We start from the raw sequence: 20034 nt of genomic DNA on the forward strand, positions 1-20034 counted from the left end.
AAAAGAACAAGTATAAGCTTTGGAATTCATTTCGTTGTTAGTATATTACAATAGCATTCTTAAGCAGAACTAACACGAATTACAATGCAAGAAGATAAAGATCAAGAACTACAAGAAACTGTAGGTGGGGAAAATATTTCAGAAACTACCGAATCCGTCAATGAAACTTCGGAGAAAAGCCCTGAAATTACAACGGAAAAAACTGATTCGGACGCCACCGACGATACCGTAAGTATCGAAAATGAAATTGCCTCTTCGGAACCAGCTCCGGAAGATGAGAAAGGTGAAAATGACGATGACTCGGTCTTGAATGAAATCGACGAATCAAATGCAGAAGACGCGGAGGATCAGGACAACCATCACAGGCACGATATACCTATTTTGGACTACCATGCCATGTCCATGGAAAATTTAGTGGGCGAATTGCAACGTTTGATTAAAAATGAAAAAGTCCAGGCCATAAAGAAACATGTAGATGGTATCAAATATGAATTCGATCTTAAATTCCAAGAATTCATTGAAGAGAAAAAGGAGGATTTTATAAGCAACGGGGGCAATGAGATAGATTTTCGATATAACTCGGTAACAAAAAGACAATTCAACGAAGTATATTCCGAATATCGCGAAAAACGAAACCAATATTATAAATCCCTCGAAAACAGTCTAAAAGAAAATTTATCGAACAGGCTGGCGATCATCGAGGAACTGAAAAGTTTGGTGAATGTCGAGGAAGACATCAACACCACATACAAACATTTCAAGGAGGTACAAGAAAAATGGCGTAATGCCGGTCCTATACCTCGAAACAATTACAATGATGTTTGGCGCACCTATCACCATCATATAGAGATTTTCTATGATTTTCTGCATATAAACAGGGAACTGCGCGACCTTGATTTTAAGCACAATCTGGAAGAAAAGATAAAGCTCGTTGAACGTGCCGAGGCTTTGGAAAAAGAGGAAGACCTGAATAAGGCCTTTCGTGAATTGCAGACCCTTCATAAAATCTGGAAAGAAGATGTTGGGCCCGTAGACAAGGAACATCGTGAAGAAATTTGGGAACGTTTCAGCAATGCTACCAAAGTATTGCACCAAAGAAGACAGGATTATTACAAGGACCTAGATAAGATCCATGAACAAAATCTTGAAAAGAAAAAGGAAATCATAAATTCCATCAAGGGTATTTCCGAAAATATTGCCACGAGCCATAGGGCCCTTCAACAACAAATAAAACAGATTGAGGAATTGCGGGATGCTTTTTTCAAAGCCGGCAAAGTACCTCAAAAGGTTAATGAGCAGACATGGGCAGAATTTAAAGAAGCCGTGCGAAGTTTCAATAGAAATAAAAACGCTTATTACAAAAACCTGAAAAAGGAACAACAGACGAACCTTGATAAAAAACGGGAATTATTGAACCTTGCCATTTCACTGAAAGACAGTGAGGATACAGATACGGCCACTTCTGAAATGAAGCGCATACAAAGCGAATGGAAAAAAATAGGCCATGTACCGCGTAAGTATTCGGACAAAATCTGGAAAGAGTTCAAAGAAGCCTGCAATCATTATTTTGATCGTTTACATGCATCGAAAAATGAGGCCCATAAAGATGAAATCGAAAATTTCGAAAAAAAGAACGAATGTCTTGAACGCTTAAAAGCATTCGAACTTACTGGAAAACGGGAAGCTGATCTTGCCACCATTAAAGCATTCATCGAAGAATGGAAGACCTATGGGAGGGTTCCCTTCAACAAAAAGAACATCAACCAAAAATTCAATAAGATCTTGGATGCCATTTTCAAGAAATTGGATGTTGACAGACAAGAATCGGAACTTCTAAGGTACGGCAACAAAATACAACATTTGGCCAATGCCGATAATGATAGGGCCATCGCCAATGAACGGTCTTTTATAAGAAAGAAAATAGAGGAAAGTAAAAATGAAGTTCGTCAGTTAGAAAACAACCTTCAATTCTTTTCGAATGCTTCCGAAGACAATCCTTTGGTTCAGGATGTTATAAAAAGGGTAGAAAAAAATAAGGAATCGTTGGAAACCTGGAAGGCCAAATTAAAAAAGCTGAACATTATGCAGCATAATTTGGAAAAGGGCGAAAATGAAGCTGAAGAAACCGACCCAACGGAAGAAGAATAAGATTTTAGGCCTTATATGAATATATTCATGGTTTGGGCAAACCAATAAATGAATCAGGTTTCAAAAAGAAAAAACATGGCAAAAGCCATGTTTTTTCTTTTATCAAAATTAGAGAACAACAATCCCCATTAAAAACACTTCAACTAATCCTCATATTGCTGTAATAGGAAATTGATCATATCAGTCGTGGTCACAATTCCCTTAAGTTCCCCATCATCAACAACGGGTATGGCATGAAACTCTTTTTTAGATAGCATTTCGGCAACGTCCTTTACATAGGTATCCGACGATACACTGAACAAACTTTTGGCCATTACCTGTTCAATACTGAACATGTTGTACACCATGGAATCTACCGAATCCTCATCCTCATAAACGGCATCGGCAAAACTGATTCGCAATAGATCCGTATAACTCAGCATACCGATTATTTTACTACCTGAAACCACTGGAATATGCCTAATATGGTGCTTTCGAAATAAATGTTCTGCCTTTTCAAGATTATCTGACGTACTTAGTGTAATAACATTCTTGGTCATTATTGCTGATATGGGAGTTCCTTTCTTCATAATCGAGGATTTTAATTTCCATCTTAAAAATAACCAGATATGAGACATTAGAGTATGATAAAAATCATGTAGGAAACACTTAAACCAAAAACCCTCTTATAATATCCCGTAACACGACCATTAAAAAGTATTCACCCAGTAGACCCTGAAACAGGGATACAGATTACATATCGCACCTGTAATCAACGGACATATTTTTCAATTAGGTATCTTTACGGGTCTTTTAGATTGCCTTAACTTAAACGACATTATTAATCGCATGAAAACAAAAGCACTTCTTGTTATTTTTCTTCTAAACAGCATTCTTCTGTTTACCCAAGAATTGCCACCTATTATCACCTACCCTCCCGAGGAATACCAAGCTGACAATCAGAACTGGATGATCTCACAGAGCTCCGATAAAACAATTTATATCGCCAATAATTCGGGCTTGTTAGAATTTGACGGTTCCCGCTTTAAGCTATATTATTCCCCCAATCGATCCGTAATACGATCAGTTAAGGTCATAAATGATTTGGTCTATACAGGATGTTTTATGGAGTTCGGATATTGGAAAAAAAACGATTTTGGCCTTCTTGTTTACCACTCTTTGATTCCAAAACTCAAAGAGCCGCTAATCGATGATGAGCAATTTTGGAATATCCTTGAAGTTGGGGATTGGGTATTGTTCCAGTCATTGGATCGTATTTACAGCTATAATACCATAGATGAAACCTTCACGGTTATAGATTCTGAAACCTCAAGGGCAAAGATTTTCAATATAGACAATAACGTGTTTTTCCAACAATCGGACAAAGGTATTTTTGAGATAAAAAACGGAAACCCCATTTTGGTCTCCGAAGACCCCATTCTTGCTAAAAACCTAGTTATGGCCATTTATAGGATAGACCAGAAACTTTTATTTCTTTTAGAGAAAGGCGGTTTTTATTATTTGGAGGAAGATGGATTGAAAAAATGGAATACCGAGGCTGACAAACAATTGAACGAAATGAACTTATTCAGTAGCATTCAATTGAGCGATGGCAGTTTTGCATTGGGAACCATATCTAACGGTTTATATCGCATAGACAAGACAGGGAAGACCATAAATGCAATAAATAAAGAAAAAGGGCTGTACAACAACACCATATTATCCATGTTCGAGGACATGGACAAAAATCTTTGGCTCGGTCTGGACAATGGTGTCAGTGTCATAAATTATGATTCCCAATTCAAGGAGTATAATGACTTAAAAGGTGAGGTCGGCAACGTTTATGCCGCTAAAATTTTCAATGGCCTTCTGTATATCGGAACCAATCAGGGCCTCTTTTACAAAGAAGTGAATTCCCTGGATTCCTTTCAAATAATCGATGGTACCCAAGGTCAGGTTTGGTGCTTGGTTGAACTAAATGGCACATTGTTCTGCGGTCATAATAAAGGAACCTATGTAGTTAAAAATAATTCGGCAAGTTTAATATGTGAATTTCCGGGAACTTGGAACATCAAAAAAATCGAAAAAGACAGTTCCTTATTGCTTCAGGGCAACTATGAGGGTCTAAGTGTTCTTGAAAAGAGGAATGGGAAGTGGCAACTACGGAACAAATTAAAGGGATTTGATTTTTCAAGTAGGTTTTTTGAGTTTACCGATACAAACGAGATCATGGTCAATAACGAATATAAAGGTATCTTCAAATTAACCGTAGACCCCAATCTAGATGCTATCACTAATATACAAAATGAACCGGCTAACGGATTTGGATCAAGCTTGGTTCTTCATGACGATACCCTACTTTACACTGAAAACTCTAACCAAAGAATTTTAAAATACGATCATCACCAGCATAATTTCGTAGTCGACACGGTATTATCAAAAATGTTCTATGGTCCTGAAGACAACCTGCAAGGCATTTTAATACCCGACAATGAAACCAATAAACTTTGGGGATTCGGCGACAAAAACATCATCTATACCACTCCCGGCAAATTAAGTGATTTACCTGAAGTAGTGAAAATTCCAATTCCCCTAAACTTCAGGAGAAGTTTAGGTATTACAGGTTTTGAGAATATTTCGCACTTAACCGACAACACCTATCTAATCGGAGACTCAAATGGTTATACATTATTGGACCTAGACAAGGTTAAAACCAAAGAGTATAGCATTAGAATAACCTCAGCATTTAAAAAATCGATAAATGCCCCAAGAACAGATATTCCATTGAACACTGAACCGGAAATGGCCTTTAAAGAAAATAATCTTGAATTCTCTTACAGTGTCCCTAATTATGATAAATATGCGGAAGTAAGCTATCAGTACAAACTTGATGGACTTAATGACAACTGGAGTAACTGGCTCTCCCAGCCAGATATCTCTTTCGAGAATTTAAGTTTTGGCGATTATACATTTAACGTTAGGGCGAAAATAGGTGATCGATTATCAAAGAATATCGCGTCATTTTCATTTGTAATCAAAAGACCTTGGTATTATTCAAATGGCGCCATTTTATGCTATTTTCTATTTCTAGCATTAATTTCCTTTTTAATACATAAACTATACAAGGCCTACTATAAAAAGCAACATGCCCGCCTATTGAAAGAAAACACAAAAAAGCTTAAGCGAAAAAAACTCAAGGCACAAAGAAAGATCGTAGAGATTAAAAATGAAAAACTACGTCAAGATATAACGAATAAAAATCGGGAATTGGCCATTTCAACAATGAGTATCATTAAAAAGAACGAGTTTTTGAGTGCGATTAGGGACCAATTGAAGGAAAATGCGGACAATCCCGGAATAAAATCTGTTATAAGAACTATAAATCAGAACATTAACAATGGCGACGATTGGTCATTTTTCGAAGAGGCCTTTAATAATGCGGATAAGGACTTCTTGAAGAAGATCAAAAAACTACATCCTGAATTAACCCCAAACGACCTAAAACTTTGCGCCTACTTAAGACTAAACCTTTCTTCTAAAGAAATAGCCCCCTTATTGAACATATCTGTTCGTAGTGTGGAGGTAAAGCGTTACCGACTTCGAAAAAAAATGCAACTACAGCACGAATCAGGGCTAACGGACTACATCCTGAATCTTTAGAGACCACACAGGTGGTACTTCATCACCACAACATTACCCATACAAAAACGATTTCATAGCGTAATCAACAGTATTTCAACAGCTTTCAACACCCCGTTAACCCATATATCTTACACGGTAAACGGGTGAGGATAATGCATTTTAAGAAGTTTTTTTTAAGATGTATGTTTTTTGTAGTGGTATTTTTTAAGGAATCCTTAACTCTTGCCGTTAAATTTACCTTAATAAAAAGTAATCATAAATGAAATGCGCATAACGACTATCTCAATGCAAAAAGAAACATTGTTTATGCGAATTCCATCTGAAGAATTAAAAACTAACAAAAATTAACAGATGAAGTCAAAAATTTTATTTCTCACATTGTTCTTGGTAACATCGTTTACATTTGGTCAATCGACCAATGTATCGGGCACCGTTTCGGATTCAGGCAACATGCCGATTCCGGGGGTGAATGTTATCGTGAAAAACACGACAAAGGGAACAGCAACAGATTTTGATGGCGTATTTGCCCTAAATGATGTTCCTATCAATTCAACCTTGGTTTTCTCCTATTTAGGATTTCAGTCCCAAGAAATCGAAGTTACCAGTCGAAACCAAACCTTTAATGTCATATTGCAAGAAGACACTGAAGCTTTGGAAGAAGTAGTGGTTATCGGTTATGGTACACAAAAGGTAACCAAAGTATCCGGTGCAATATCTACGGTAAAGTCAGAATCTATCGAAAAACTGAAACCGTTGCGGGTTGAAGAAGCCCTTCAAGGTAGTGCCTCTGGGGTATCGGTTATCCAAAGTGGTTCCCCAGGCAGTAAACCAACCGTATTAGTTCGAGGTATTCCCTCATTTTCAGGCTCAGACCCCGTAGTGATTATCGATGGCGTACCCCAGAGTTTAGATGATTTGAATTCTATCAACTCAGCCGACATTCAATCACTGAACATCTTAAAGGATGCTGCCTCTACTGCCATTTATGGTGTTAAGGGTGGTAATGGTGTTATAGTGGTTACCACTAAAAACGGTAGGAAAAACGAGAAGGCAGAATTCAGTTTCAACACTTACACCGGTTTTCAATCTGTAATCAAAAAAATTGGGGTTCTTAACGCCACTGAATATGCCGGTATAATAAATGAAGGTAGCGTTGCCGCAGGAGGTGATTTAATTTTCTCGGACCTATCCTCTTTAGGACAAGGTACCGATTGGCAAGATGAAGTCTTCAAAGATGCATCCGTTACTTCCTATTCACTTTCTGCCAGAGGTGGTTCAGATAATATAGGTTACTTCTTATCCACTGGTTATTTAAGTCAAGGAGGTATCGTAGGTGGTAATGACAAATCCAATTTTAATAGATTGAACTTTACGGCCAACGTTGATATCCAATTGACACCTAAATTGAAATTCATACTCAATTCGAGCTATGCCAATATTAAAAGTCAAACCGTTGCCGAAAATTCATTCAACTCCATTATTGGTAATGCGTTGAACTTTGACCCAACGGTTTCTGTTTACAATACAGACCCGAATGATTTTGCTACTTATGGGTACAGTAACTTACTGTTATCCGAAATATTCAATCCTGTACAAAGATTGGAAGACACCCATAATGAAAACAACGGCAATAAATTGTATGGCAAATTCGAATTGCAATACGATCTATTGGATAATCTTAAAATTACTTCGCGTTTCGGTTACACCAAATGGGACCAAGTAAGCAAAAGCTTTACCCCTCTTGCCTATTACGGCCCTAATAATGTTTCAAGTGATTATTATTCTGATGGTACGGTGAAAACACAGGAAGTAGACAACGGTGATGGCACAACTACCACTATTCCTTCATTTCATAATAGTGTTACCGAAAGTACGGTATCCAATTTCAGCTATACTTTTGAGACCTTTGCTAGTTATAATTTTCAAATAGAGGAAAAAAACAACTTTGATGTGGTCTTGGGTATTTCCAGAAGTAAATCCACAGGTGAAGGTTTTGGTACCACCAGACAGGATGTTCGGGACAATTCATGGGAATGGGCAGATATAAGTGCTGCTACTGGAGTTAATACCGAGTTGAACACCGATGCTTATACGGGATATAGTTATCAAGACCTGGAACGCAGGAACGTATCTTATTTCAGCAGGATCAATTACGATTACGAAGGCAAGTATTTAGCATCATTCTCTGCTCGTAGAGATGGTTCAATTGCTTTTGGTGATGATAATAAGTTCGCTAATTTTTACGCAGGTTCCTTGGGTTGGGTCGTATCCAATGAAAACTTCTATAACCTAGATGCTATTGATTTCCTGAAAATAAGAGGTAGTTATGGTACGGTGGGTAACGAAATAGTAGACCCTCAATATGTAAAGATAACAATTGGTGGACCAAGCTATAATTCCACCGCAAATAGCAATGGATATACGTTTGGCACTGAATTCGTTTCCGGCGCCACGGTAAATTCTTTTGATAACCCAACTTTAAGCTGGGAAGAACAGACCCAATATAACATGGGTTTTGATGCCACTTTGTTCAAGGATATTTCCATTACCGCAGATTACTTTAACAAATCAGTGGATGGATTGTTGTTCACAGATGCACCCCCATTATATGCAGGTACATCTGAACCGGTAACATCCAACATCGGAAGTACAGAAAGTGAAGGTATAGATCTAACCATAGGGTACAGGAACAGTGGGGCGCAGGAATTTAAATTCAATACATCAGTGACCTTTACTACCTCTAAGAATAAAGTAACCGAAACGAATAGCGATGGTACGGCATTTGTGTCTGGAGGCTCATATTTCAATGGTCAAAGCCATAATATAACTCGATTTGAAAAAGGTTATACCCCTGGATATTTTTATGGATATAAAACAGACGGATTATTCCAAAATCAAGCAGAAATCGATGCCCATGCCACCCAAGATGGAGCCCAACCGGGCGATATTCGGTTTGTTGACTATAACAATGATGGGGTAATCGATGATGATGACAAAACGAAGATCGGTGATCCTTTCCCAGAATTTACAATTGGCTGGAATTTAGGTTTCGATTATAAAAATTTCGATTTAAGCATGTTCACATATGCTTCTGTAGGCAATGACATCTACCGGGCTTATGAACGTAATGCCCAATACTCAAACAAATTCAGGAATATTCTTGACAGATGGACCGGGGAAGGTACCACTAACGATGCGAATAACCCACGGTATACTTTTGAAGATACCAACAGTAACATTAGACCTTCTGACCGATATGTTGAAGATGGAAGCTTTATAAAAATCAAAAGTTTGATATTGGGCTATACCCTACCGGAATCATCAAATAACTTTTTCAGTAAAATCCGCATTTATGCACAAGCCAAAAACTTGTTGACATTAACGGATTACACAGGTTATGACCCCGAAATATCAGACAACTCAGGTAATTCCGGAATTTTGGAAACAGGGGTTGACAGAGGTGCCTATCCACAAGCAAGAACGATCTTACTCGGTTTAGACCTTAAATTTTAATATCGAAAATCAACTAGTATGAAAAATATAAAAAACAGTATAAGCTTGATCATCATACTTTCAATCTTCGTCGGTTGTTCAGACGTGGTTGAATTTGATCCGCATGATGAATACGAAGTAACTGAAGTAGATTATCTACAAACAGAATCTGATTATGAAACCATGGCAGTAAGCTGCTATACGCCGACACAATGGCTTAACCAATTAGTGGTAATCGGCGATATAGCTTCTGACAATGCAGTGGCCGGTGGTGAAAATGCTTCCGATGTTGTGGCATTGCAACAAATAGACGATTACACCATTTTAACCAATAACAGCACCCTTGAAGATTTATGGAAATCGGCCTACGAAGGTGTTAACCGAACCAATTACCTTATTAGTTACAAAGACGTTAACTTACTAGGCGAAACAGTAGAGTTCGATGGTAAGGAAGCCCTATATGGTGAAGTCTATTTCTTAAGGGCATATTACTATTTCAACTTGGTTAGGATGTTCGGCGACGTTGTTCTCTTTACAGACCATAAACTGGGACTTTCTGATTTCGGCACTTTACAAAGATCTCCGAAAGAGGATGTTTATACCCAAATCGAAACAGACTTGCTTAGTGCCATAAGCGTTTTGCCTACTTCGGCCTCACAACAAGGAAGGGTTACTAAGTATGCGGCCCAAGCTTTATTGGGAAAGGTTTATTTATATCAGGAAAAATTTGATGAAGCTGCCTCTATGTTAGAGAATGTCGTTAACGGGCCCTTTAGCTTAGTCTCCAATTTTGATGATATCTTTTTATTGGAAGGTGAAAACGGACCAGAATCCATATACGAAGTACAATATTCGAACGGTCAACCTTATTATAACTGGAGTGGCCAAACCAGAGGCCAAGGAAATTATGCCGTACAACAATGCGGTGTAAGAGGTTTGAACGGAACGGCAGAGATGCCTTACAATGCAGGTTGGAGCACTAACTTACCAACCCAAGACCTTGCCGCTGCTTATGAAGATGGTGACCAAAGAAAAGATGCTACAACTTTTGATGTCGAAGCTTATGCAACCAACAATCCGGATTTAGGAGTAACCTACCAAGTAGCCCCATATAAAAACACGGATTTATACAATAAAAAGTATTTACCAAGAAAAGGGCAAACAAGCGGACAAGTAGAGTTGAATTACGAAAACAACCAACGTATAATTCGTTACTCGGACGTATTGTTAATGGCTGCGGAGGCTAATTTAAGATCCTCCTCTCCCAATGCCTCAAAAGCACAGGGATACTTAGACCAAGTACGTGACAGGGCCTTCGGCGATTCTGACCATAGGGTTACTGCCACAGTTGATGCCGTTTGGAACGAAAGACGTTTGGAACTGGCCATGGAAGGTGATCGTTTCTTCGATTTAGTAAGAACGGGACAAGCCGCTACAGTTTTAGGAAGTGGATATAACCCAGCAACTAATGGACTTTTCCCCATTCCACAGAATGAAATTGAAATTTCCAATCTCACCCAAAACGATGGTTATTAATAACAAAAAGACTTTAAAATGAAAACATTAAAATATATTTTAAGTGCTATTGTCCTTTTGACCACTGCTTGGGGTTGCGAGGATAATAGTTTTGACAACCTCGATTTCGTTGAATCCGCGGTTGCTCCCACAAATGTTTCCGCATTGTTCGGAGTTACGCAAGACAACACGGGAAGCGTAACGATAACCCCGAATAGTGAAGGTGCCGTTTCTTATAGCGTTCAATACGGTGATGACACCGCAGAAGCAGAAACTGTTTCACAAGGTGAAAGTACGACCCATATATATGCTGAAGGCTCATATAATGTAGTGATCAAAGCTATCGGAATTACAGGTTTAAGTTCGGAAATCACATTGCCTTTAGAGGTATCGTTCAAGGCCCCTGAAAATTTAGAGGTCACCATTGCAAATGATGAAGCGGTTTCAAAACAGGTCAATGTAACCGCTACTGCGGATTACGCCATTTCCTTTGATGTTTATTTTGGGGAGGAAGGCAATGACGATCCCGTTTCTGGAAATATAGGTGAAACGGTTTCTTATGTATATACCGAACCTGGCACGTACACCATAAGAGTTGTTGCCAAAGGTGGTGCTATTGAAACAACAGAATATTCCCAGGAATTTGAAGCGGTGGCCATTGTGCAGCCTATAGCGTCTGCAACTACCCCACCAACGAGAAATGTCAACGATGTAATCTCTGTTTACAGTTCTAAGTATACCGATATTTCTGGAGTTGATTTTAACCCGGATTGGGGACAATCAGGGCAAGGTAGCAGTTATGCTGAATTCGATTTGAATGGAGATACCATGTTACAGTACATTAACCTGAGTTATCAGGGCATCCAATTTGCCGCAGCAGAGGACTTATCAGAAATGGAATATTTACATATGGATGTTTGGACTGCAGATGTAACCACCATCGAAACCTCGTTGATCAGCTTAACCAATGGTGAAAAACCAGTGGTTTCGGAATTAAACGCTGATCAATGGACAAGTATCGATATTCCAATATCAGCTTTTACAGACCAAGGTTTAACCGTAGCCGACATACATCAACTTAAATTCGTAGGTGACCCATGGGCTGGTGGAACAGTCTTTATAGACAACCTATATTTCTATAGGGCATCTACCTCAGAGGTAAGTGGTTCGCTTCCTATAGATTTTCAATCTGATTATGTATTTAGCTCCTTTGATGGTGGGTCGATTGCAACGGTCGAAAATCCAGATACTTCCGGGAACACCTCGGCAAACGTGGCTGAATTGATCAAAGGCGACGGTCAAACTTGGGCTGGATCTAAAATAACAGTGGAAGAACCGTATGATATTTCGGAAAACACTGTAGTTACCATGAAAGTATGGTCGCCTAGAGTAGGATTGAATGTATTGATGAAATTCGAGGATGAAGCCGTATGGCCCGACACCTCTGCCACAAGTGAGATAACTGCGACTACAACAGTTGCCAATGCCTGGGAAGAGTTATCGTTTACCATTACAGGTGTTGATTCCAGTCTATATTACTACAATTTGGTATTGATTATGGATAATGGAACCGTTGGTAACGGCAGCAGTGATTATACGATTTATGTAGATGATATTTCAATTGCCACATTCTTGGATTTTGAAGAAAATTACGCAATGAGTTCTTTTGATGGAGGGTCAATATCCGCGGTTGAAAACCCAGATACGACTGGCAATACTTCCACTACAGTAGCACAGTTGGTCAAAGGTGCCGGTCAAACATGGGCCGGATCAAAAATTACAGTAGAAGAACCTTTCGATATTGAAGAAGGCACCACGATCAAGATCAAGGTATGGTCACCACGTGCAGGATTGAATTTATTGATGAAATTCGAGGATGCTGCTGCTTGGCCAGATACCGCTGCCACTGATGAAATTACCGTAGCCACTACAGTAGCCAATAGTTGGGAGGAATTAACCTATAACATCACCGGAGTAGATTCGAATATCGACTATTACAATTTAGTATTGATAATGGATAATGGGACCATGGGAGATGGAACCGATAATTATACCATCTACGTTGATGATATTTCACAAAACTAATAAGTCTAAATAATTAAGGTACTTATGAAAAATAGTAGAACATTTTATAAAACCATTTTCTTGATAATCACGATTCTTATGGTTTCGTGCGAAGAAAAAGAGTATGAATTCGGTGACATTGTTGCACCGACGAACCTGCAGGTAACTGTAGACATACAAGGATTGGACACTGATAACCCCTATGGTGACGGGACGGGCAAGGTAAGTTTAACCGCATCCGCTTCCAATGCCATTACTTATAAGTTCATCTATAACGGTAAGGAAGAAATAGCTCCCTTAGGTGCATTGGATATAAGTTTTTCAACCGTTGGAATCAATACATATGATGTTACCGTACTGGCCTATGGCACTGCAGGAACAAGTTCAGCGGAAACGATCCAGATAGAAGTTTTGGCAACCTACGAACCACCTGAAGATCTATTGGAGATGCTGTATGGTGATGGTGAAAAAACCTGGAGGATAAAAGCGGAATCTGTAGGGCATTTCGGAGTTGGCCCAGCTGACGGAATTTCTGCCGATTGGTGGTCTGCGGGAGCTTATGACAAGGCTGGTCTAGGCGCTTATGACGATAGGATAACATTTAAATCCGATGGTACGGTAACGTATGTGACCAATGAGACAATTTATGGTCAATCCGGTCCGTTACTTGCAGATTTCGGAACTTCTTGGGATGAAAATTCCAACGGGGAATATGAAAACTATCCGGTTTCCGATTTCACTGACACTTGGTCATTAACCGCACCAAACGACCAAGAGACCTTAACATTCGATGGTAACGGATTCCATGGTTTTTATGTGGGCGGTGACCATAGCTATCAAATAATCTCAAGAACGGATACTGAAATGTTCATCAAAACCATTGGTAATGATGGTCTTGGTTGGTTCGGAATATTGACTTCGGAAGATGAACCTACAAATGAAGAAACTACCGTTGATGTTACGTATTCCAATTTAATTTGGTCAGATGAGTTCGATACCGACGGGGAACCGGATTCTGCCAAATGGACCTATGATATTGGAAAAGGCTCCGATGGATGGGGCAATAATGAATCCCAATACTACACCAATAGAACCGATAACGTAACCATTTCCGAAGGTACGTTAAAGATTACGGCCAAAAAGGAAAGTTACGAAGGATCGGAATATACCTCCGCTAGAATGAAAACCCAAGACTTGTTCGAGTTTACCCATGGCAGGGTCGATGTTCGAGCAAAATTACCAGCAGGGGGCGGCACATGGCCTGCGCTTTGGATGTTGGGAGCCAATTTTGAAACAGTAAGCTGGCCCGCTTGTGGCGAGATAGATATTATGGAGCATGTGGGTAACGAGGAAGGTACCGTTCATGGATCGATCCACAATACCTCAAGTTCCGGTGCCACCGTTAATACCGGGGAAGTTACGGTTAGCGATGCTACTTCCGAATTTCATGTTTATTCGGTAAACTGGTCGGAAGATGAGATTTCATTCTTAGTAGATGATGAGATATTCTATACCTATAGCCCGGATACAAAAGATGGAGACACTTGGCCCTTTGATGCGGACCAGTTTATTATCATGAATGTTGCCATGGGTGGCAACTTCGGAGGGGCTATAGATGCTTCTTTTACAGAAGCAACAATGGAAGTAGATTATATAAGGGTTTACCAATAATAGTTAGATTGAGTTTTTGTTTGAGTTTTGAAAAAGGTTAGTGTCCAAACTAACCTTTTTCTTCTAATATTTTTTTAACAAAGCATTGCCAAGATCATTCATTTGGTTTTACAGGAAATAATCCTAAATATCAAAACAATGAAAAACTTAAAAAAAAGGTCGTCTATTACACATTGTCATAGAGATCCTACTTTTACCATTGACCAAGGTGAATCGCACCAATACAAAGAAGAAAAATATAGAATCCGTAACAGTTGAACCCAAGCTAATATATTTATCAATTGAATAAAATTCAGCGAAGATAAATAGATAAGAAACAGGCCATTCAAACGGTCTTATTATCCAAATAAAAGTCATAAATTATAGAACATTAAATCCTTTAATAAAGATTAATTAACCACTAAATCACAGGACCATGCAGAAAGTAGATGCAGTACCAAAAACGAACAAATCCTATACCGTTCTTATTAGCTTAATAGTCGCTCTTGGTGGTTTTTTATTGGGGTTCGATAGTGCTGTTATCTCTGGGGCGGTAAAGGGTATAACGGTTTATTTTGAAATGACCGATTCCATGCTAGGCTTTGCGGTCGGGTGTGTGATTTTTGGCGCTATGGCCGGCAATTTATTGGCTGGGCCTTTGGCGGATCTTTTTGGAAGAAAAAAAATACTCATAATAGTAGCCGCATTTTTTACCATCTCGGCCACTTGGTCGGCAATGGCCACAGGTTATACTGAATTCATTATTGCACGGATTATAGGCGGTATAGGAATTGGAGGTGCCATTTTGATCGCCCCGATTTATATTGCTGAAATTGCCCCTCCAAAATTAAGGGGCAGCTTGGTTTCTTTTAACCAATTGAATATCGTTATCGGTATATCGGTCGCCTATTTTTCCAATTATTTTTTGGTAAACCTTGAAGGTGAAAGCTGGCGATGGATGCTGGGCGTTGAGGCCATACCTGCTGCCATTTACTTTCTGTCCCTTTGGGTAGTTCCAAAAAGCCCACGATGGTTGATTTTAAAATTAAACAATGTAACATCTGCACAAAAAACATTGAGCAAAATCGGTGGCGCAGAATATGCCGAAGTCACCATTTCGGAGATTCAAAGAGGAATAGCCAAAAAAGAAGAAAAAGGTAAAATATCCGATTTATTCAAAAATAAGTACGCGACCATAATGATCATAGCATTGGGCATCGCATTCTTTCAACAAATAACCGGTATCAATGCCATTTTCTATTATGCCCCTACCATATTTGAACAGGCTGGCGGCAGTACCGATTCGTCCTTTCTACAGGCTATAGTGGTAGGACTCACAAATTTGGTTTTTACACTTGTAGCTATATGGTTGATCGATAAACTGGGAAGAAAGCCACTATTGTTAATAGGAACATCATTCATGACCATAGCACTTTTAATGGCCGCCATGGCCTTTAATAATGCCACTTATAATTTTAACGATGATACGCTTAACAAAATCAGCGACACCGAAATCAAAATTGCTTTGGCCGACTTGAACGGAAGTTCCTTTGACAGTCAGGCTGCCCTTTTTTCTGAAATTGAACCAAAGTTGAACCAAGAACAGTTCTTGGACTTTAAGCGTAATCAGATTACCAATTTCATCCAAATCAACGCCACGTTGGTATTAATGGCAATACTGCTTTATGTAGCTTCATTCGCTATTTCACTCGGGCCTGTCATGTGGGCATTGATATCCGAGATTTTCCCGAGTAGGATCAAAGGTATAGCCATATCGGTAGTTGGCTTTTTTAATTCATTGGTAAGTTTTTCGGTAACCCAGGTTTTTCCTTGGGAGTTATCAAACCTTGGGCCAACAATGACATTTGCCATCTATGCCCTACTCTCTTTTTGCGCCATTCTCTTTGTCTACAAATTTGTTATTGAGACCAAGGGCAGAACATTGGAAGAAGTTGAAGAATTATTGACACGAAAATAGAACTAACGGTAGCTATAGAAGATCTACCTTAAAATTGAGCAAAAAATAAAAACAAACCCTTTCCATTTTTTTGAAGGGGCCTTTAACATAGAATATCGACGATAAAATAAAAGTAAACCACATGTATTTAGGAAAAAACATTGCTTCCTTTGAAGCCGATAAAATAAAAGGGGAACTGGTGAATTTTGATAACGAAAGTTATTACAAAATTTCAAATAGTGACAGCATGAGACCTTTCTTCATGAGCATTGTGAGCGATTCAAACCATTGGATGTTCATTTCGAGCAATGGAGGTTTAACCGCAGGAAGAAAAAACAGTGAATCATCACTTTTTCCATATTATACCGATGATAAAATTACCGAATCTGCCGATATCACGGGTAGTAAAACCATTCTCCAAGTACATACGGATGATAAAACCTTTTTATGGGAACCCTTTTCCGATAGGTATACAGGCATATACAAGACCCAAAGAAACCTGTATAAAAATGCATATGGCAATAAAGTTGTTTTTGAGGAAATCAATGAAGATCTGGGACTTACTTTTAGGTACCAATGGTGTTCCAGTGATAAATTTGGATTTGTAAGGAAATCAACGCTGATCAACAATACCGATTCAGTGAAGAACGTAACCATTTTGGACGGTATCCAAAACATTCTTCCCTATGGTGTTTCATCCGAATTACAGAATAGGCAAAGTAACTTGGTAGATGCCTATAAAAGAAATGAACTTGATACCGAAGTCGGTATTGGCATCTATGGACTAAGTGCCATTATTGTGGACAAGGCCGAACCAAGTGAGGCATTGAAAGCATCCATTGCATGGTCTACAGGGATTAAAAATGCAAAACACTTGGTTTCTTCCAAACAGCTTGATGCTTTCCGTAAAGGAAAAGCCATAAAACAAGAAGAAGATATAAAGGCCGAAAAAGGAGCCTATTTTATCTGTGCTGATATTTCCTTGCAGTCAAAAGAATTGAAGAACTGGATGATTATTGCCGACGTTAACCAAACGATGGTAACGATCAACAAGGTCTCCGAATTATTGAAGAAGGAGAATAATTTGGCCGTATTGATTCAAGAAGATATAGAATTGGGATCTAAGCTTTTGGTAGAGCTGAACGGAGCTGCAGACGGTTTACAAATGACAGCGGATACTCTGAGGAATACAAGGCATTTTTCCAATACCCTTTTCAACATCATGCGAGGGGGTATTTTTGATGATAATTATGAAATTGAGAAAAATGATTTCATCAAATACCTCAAAAAAGCGAACATATTGGTTTTCAATAATAAAGAAAAGGAATTGGCCGGCCTTTCGGAAAAATTTGCACTCAATGATCTAAAAGACCTTTCGATCAAAGATGGTGACACTGATTTTATTAGACTGGCTTTTGAATACATGCCGTTGAAATTCAGCAGAAGGCACGGAGATCCCAGTAGACCTTGGAACAAATTTTCAATCAACACAAGAAATGAAGATGGTTCCAAAATATTGGATTATGAAGGAAACTGGCGCGATATTTTCCAAAACTGGGAAGCCTTGGCACATTCGTATCCCGAGTTTATCGAGAACATGATCCATAAGTTCCTGAACGCAACAACCTTCGATGGTTACAACCCTTACCGTGTAACCAAAGACGGGTTTGATTGGGAAACCATAGAACCGGACGATCCTTGGTCCTATATTGGTTATTGGGGTGATCACCAGATCATCTACCTTTTAAAGTTCCTGGAATTCATAGAACGCTATTATCCCAAGAGATTGGCCTCATATTTTAACCAAGAGATTTTCGTTTACGCCAATGTACCGTATAAAATAAAAAGCTATGAAGATATCCTGGCCAATCCTAAGGATACAATCGTTTTCGATGATGGTCTAGACGCTGAAATAAATCAAAAAAGAAATGAATTAGGTGCAGATGGAGCGCTGTTAAGCGATAAAAACGCATTGATTTACAAGGCCAACCTGACTGAAAAACTCTTGGCAACCCTATTGGCCAAGATTTCCAACTTCATCCCTGAAGGTGGTATTTGGATGAACACCCAAAGACCAGAATGGAACGATGCGAACAATGCCCTAGTAGGCAATGGTGTATCAATGGTTACCCTGTATTATTTAAGAAGGTTCCTCGATTTCTTTGAAGGAGTAATAGAAAATATGCCCCATGCAGATAGTGAAATATCCAAGGAACTTTCTGTGTTCTTCAATAAGGTAGTAGGCACTTTCGATAGCAATGCCCATATACTTACCGGAAAAGTTTCCGATAAAGACCGTAAAACAGTGTTAGACGGACTGGGAAATGCAGGTAGCGACTATAGGAGCACCATTTATGGAAATGGTTTTGAGGGCAATAAGGAGCGCATTACAAAAAATGAACTGTTGCACTTCCTACAAGTTTCCAAAAAGTACTTGGACCATAGTATAAGGGCCAACAAAAGGGACGACAAATTGTATCATGCCTATAATTTAATGACCGTTGAAAATGATTCGGAAGTATCCATCTCTTACCTTTCCGAAATGCTGGAAGGGCAGGTAGCCGTTTTAAGTTCCGGTTATATCGTTGGTGAAGATGCTCTTGAACTATTGGACGCCTTAAAAAACAGTGCCTTATTCAGACCTGATCAATACAGCTATATACTTTATCCGAACAAGGAACTTCCCCGTTTCTATGATAAAAACAACATTCCATCCGAGAAAATCGGGAACTCAAGTTTGATAAAACAACTGATCAAAGACGGCAATACTCAAATCGTTGAAAAAGATGGTTTGGGAAATTACCATTTCAACGGAAATTTCAACAATGCAGGTAGTCTTAAAAAGGCATTGGCAAATTTACCGGAACAATATGGCTCCTATGTTGAAAAAGACACCCCATTGCTATTGGATACTTTTGAAGAAGTATTCAACCATAAGGCCTTTACCGGTAGATCGGGAACCTTCTTCGGGTATGAAGGTTTGGGTTCAATTTATTGGCACATGGTCTCAAAATTGTTGTTGGCGGTACAGGAAATCTGTATAAGAGCAGTTGCCGACAAGGAAGATGAATCGATTATCGGACGTTTACTTGATCATTATTATGAAATAGAAGCAGGTATAGGTATTCATAAATCCCCTGAACTCTATGGCGCGTTCCCAACTGATCCCTATTCACATACACCGGCAGGAAAAGGCGCACAGCAACCAGGAATGACAGGACAGGTAAAAGAAGATATACTAAGTAGATTTGGGGAACTTGGTGTTTATGTCAATGACGGAAAAATCTTCTTCAACCCCCGTTTGCTTCGGGTCGAGGAGTTTTTAAAGGCATCAAAAGTCTTTAGTTATTATGATATAAACAATGAAGTTGAAAAAATACAACTTGAAGAAGGATCACTGGCCTTTACCTATTGTCAAATCCCGATAATCTACAAATTGTCCGAAAAAGAAGGATTGAACATACATTTCAGCGAAGGTTCAATTCTCGAATTAAACGGGCGAAACCTTGATGCTCCGACCAGTAAAATGGTTTTTGAACGTACCGGTGAAATAAAACAAATCGTCGTAACCCTAAAAAAATAAAAGC

The 20034-nt window shown here is 39.0% G+C and carries 9 protein-coding genes; 8 read left to right on the forward strand and 1 reads right to left on the reverse strand.

The features are described from left to right. Window positions 1–84 precede the first annotated feature (84 nt). On the forward strand, window positions 85–2148 hold the full coding sequence (locus GJ691_RS16100; RefSeq protein WP_154368747.1) for a DUF349 domain-containing protein: 2064 nt from the start codon (window positions 85–87) through the stop codon (window positions 2146–2148). 143 nt (window positions 2149–2291) lie between these two features. Here GJ691_RS16100 and GJ691_RS16105 read toward each other — a convergent pair whose 3' ends face one another. Continuing rightward, window positions 2292–2717 (reverse strand): CBS domain-containing protein, encoded by a 426-nt coding sequence (locus GJ691_RS16105; RefSeq protein WP_154368749.1) that lies wholly within the window; start codon window positions 2715–2717, stop codon window positions 2292–2294. Window positions 2718–2976: 259 nt separating this feature from the next. Here GJ691_RS16105 and GJ691_RS16110 point away from each other — a divergent pair, with 259 nt between their 5' ends. From GJ691_RS16110 to GJ691_RS16140, 7 genes are all read left to right on the forward strand, one after another. Continuing rightward, a complete protein-coding gene (locus GJ691_RS16110) occupies window positions 2977–5787 on the forward strand; it encodes a helix-turn-helix and ligand-binding sensor domain-containing protein (protein ID WP_154368751.1) in 2811 nt (936 codons plus the stop codon). Window positions 5788–6120: 333 nt separating this feature from the next. After that, window positions 6121–9282: a SusC/RagA family TonB-linked outer membrane protein gene (locus GJ691_RS16115; protein WP_154368753.1), complete on the forward strand. Its 3162-nt coding sequence runs from the start codon at window positions 6121–6123 to the stop codon at window positions 9280–9282. Window positions 9283–9300: 18 nt separating this feature from the next. Further along, window positions 9301–10797: a RagB/SusD family nutrient uptake outer membrane protein gene (locus tag GJ691_RS16120; protein WP_154368754.1), complete on the forward strand. Its 1497-nt coding sequence runs from the start codon at window positions 9301–9303 to the stop codon at window positions 10795–10797. Window positions 10798–10815: 18 nt separating this feature from the next. Further along, window positions 10816–12861 (forward strand): PKD domain-containing protein, encoded by a 2046-nt coding sequence (locus GJ691_RS16125; protein ID WP_179955152.1) that lies wholly within the window; start codon window positions 10816–10818, stop codon window positions 12859–12861. A gap of 24 nt (window positions 12862–12885) precedes the next feature. Further along, window positions 12886–14511 carry a glycoside hydrolase family 16 protein gene (locus GJ691_RS16130; protein ID WP_154368756.1) on the forward strand — a complete coding sequence of 542 codons (1626 nt, stop codon included), beginning with the start codon at window positions 12886–12888 and terminating at the stop codon, window positions 14509–14511. A gap of 415 nt (window positions 14512–14926) precedes the next feature. Further along, window positions 14927–16468 (forward strand): sugar porter family MFS transporter, encoded by a 1542-nt coding sequence (locus tag GJ691_RS16135; RefSeq protein WP_154368758.1) that lies wholly within the window; start codon window positions 14927–14929, stop codon window positions 16466–16468. A gap of 121 nt (window positions 16469–16589) precedes the next feature. After that, complete coding sequence (locus GJ691_RS16140; protein ID WP_154368760.1) at window positions 16590–20030, forward strand: hypothetical protein; 3441 nt, start codon at window positions 16590–16592, stop codon at window positions 20028–20030. Window positions 20031–20034 lie beyond the last annotated feature (4 nt).

Source organism: Maribacter luteus (assembly GCF_009674825.1).
Taxonomy (GTDB): domain Bacteria; phylum Bacteroidota; class Bacteroidia; order Flavobacteriales; family Flavobacteriaceae; genus Maribacter_A; species Maribacter_A luteus.

Bases quoted from the DNA above. Each gene is read 5' to 3' on its own strand.
- GJ691_RS16100 (WP_154368747.1), top strand. From the start codon at position 85: ATGCAAGAAGATAAAGATCAAGAACTACAAGAAACTGTAGGTGGGGAA.
- GJ691_RS16105 (WP_154368749.1), bottom strand. From the start codon at position 2,717: ATGAAGAAAGGAACTCCCATATCAGCAATAATGACCAAGAATGTTATT.
- GJ691_RS16110 (WP_154368751.1), top strand. From the start codon at position 2,977: ATGAAAACAAAAGCACTTCTTGTTATTTTTCTTCTAAACAGCATTCTT.
- GJ691_RS16115 (WP_154368753.1), top strand. From the start codon at position 6,121: ATGAAGTCAAAAATTTTATTTCTCACATTGTTCTTGGTAACATCGTTT.
- GJ691_RS16120 (WP_154368754.1), top strand. From the start codon at position 9,301: ATGAAAAATATAAAAAACAGTATAAGCTTGATCATCATACTTTCAATC.
- GJ691_RS16125 (WP_179955152.1), top strand. From the start codon at position 10,816: ATGAAAACATTAAAATATATTTTAAGTGCTATTGTCCTTTTGACCACT.
- GJ691_RS16130 (WP_154368756.1), top strand. From the start codon at position 12,886: ATGAAAAATAGTAGAACATTTTATAAAACCATTTTCTTGATAATCACG.
- GJ691_RS16135 (WP_154368758.1), top strand. From the start codon at position 14,927: ATGCAGAAAGTAGATGCAGTACCAAAAACGAACAAATCCTATACCGTT.
- GJ691_RS16140 (WP_154368760.1), top strand. From the start codon at position 16,590: ATGTATTTAGGAAAAAACATTGCTTCCTTTGAAGCCGATAAAATAAAA.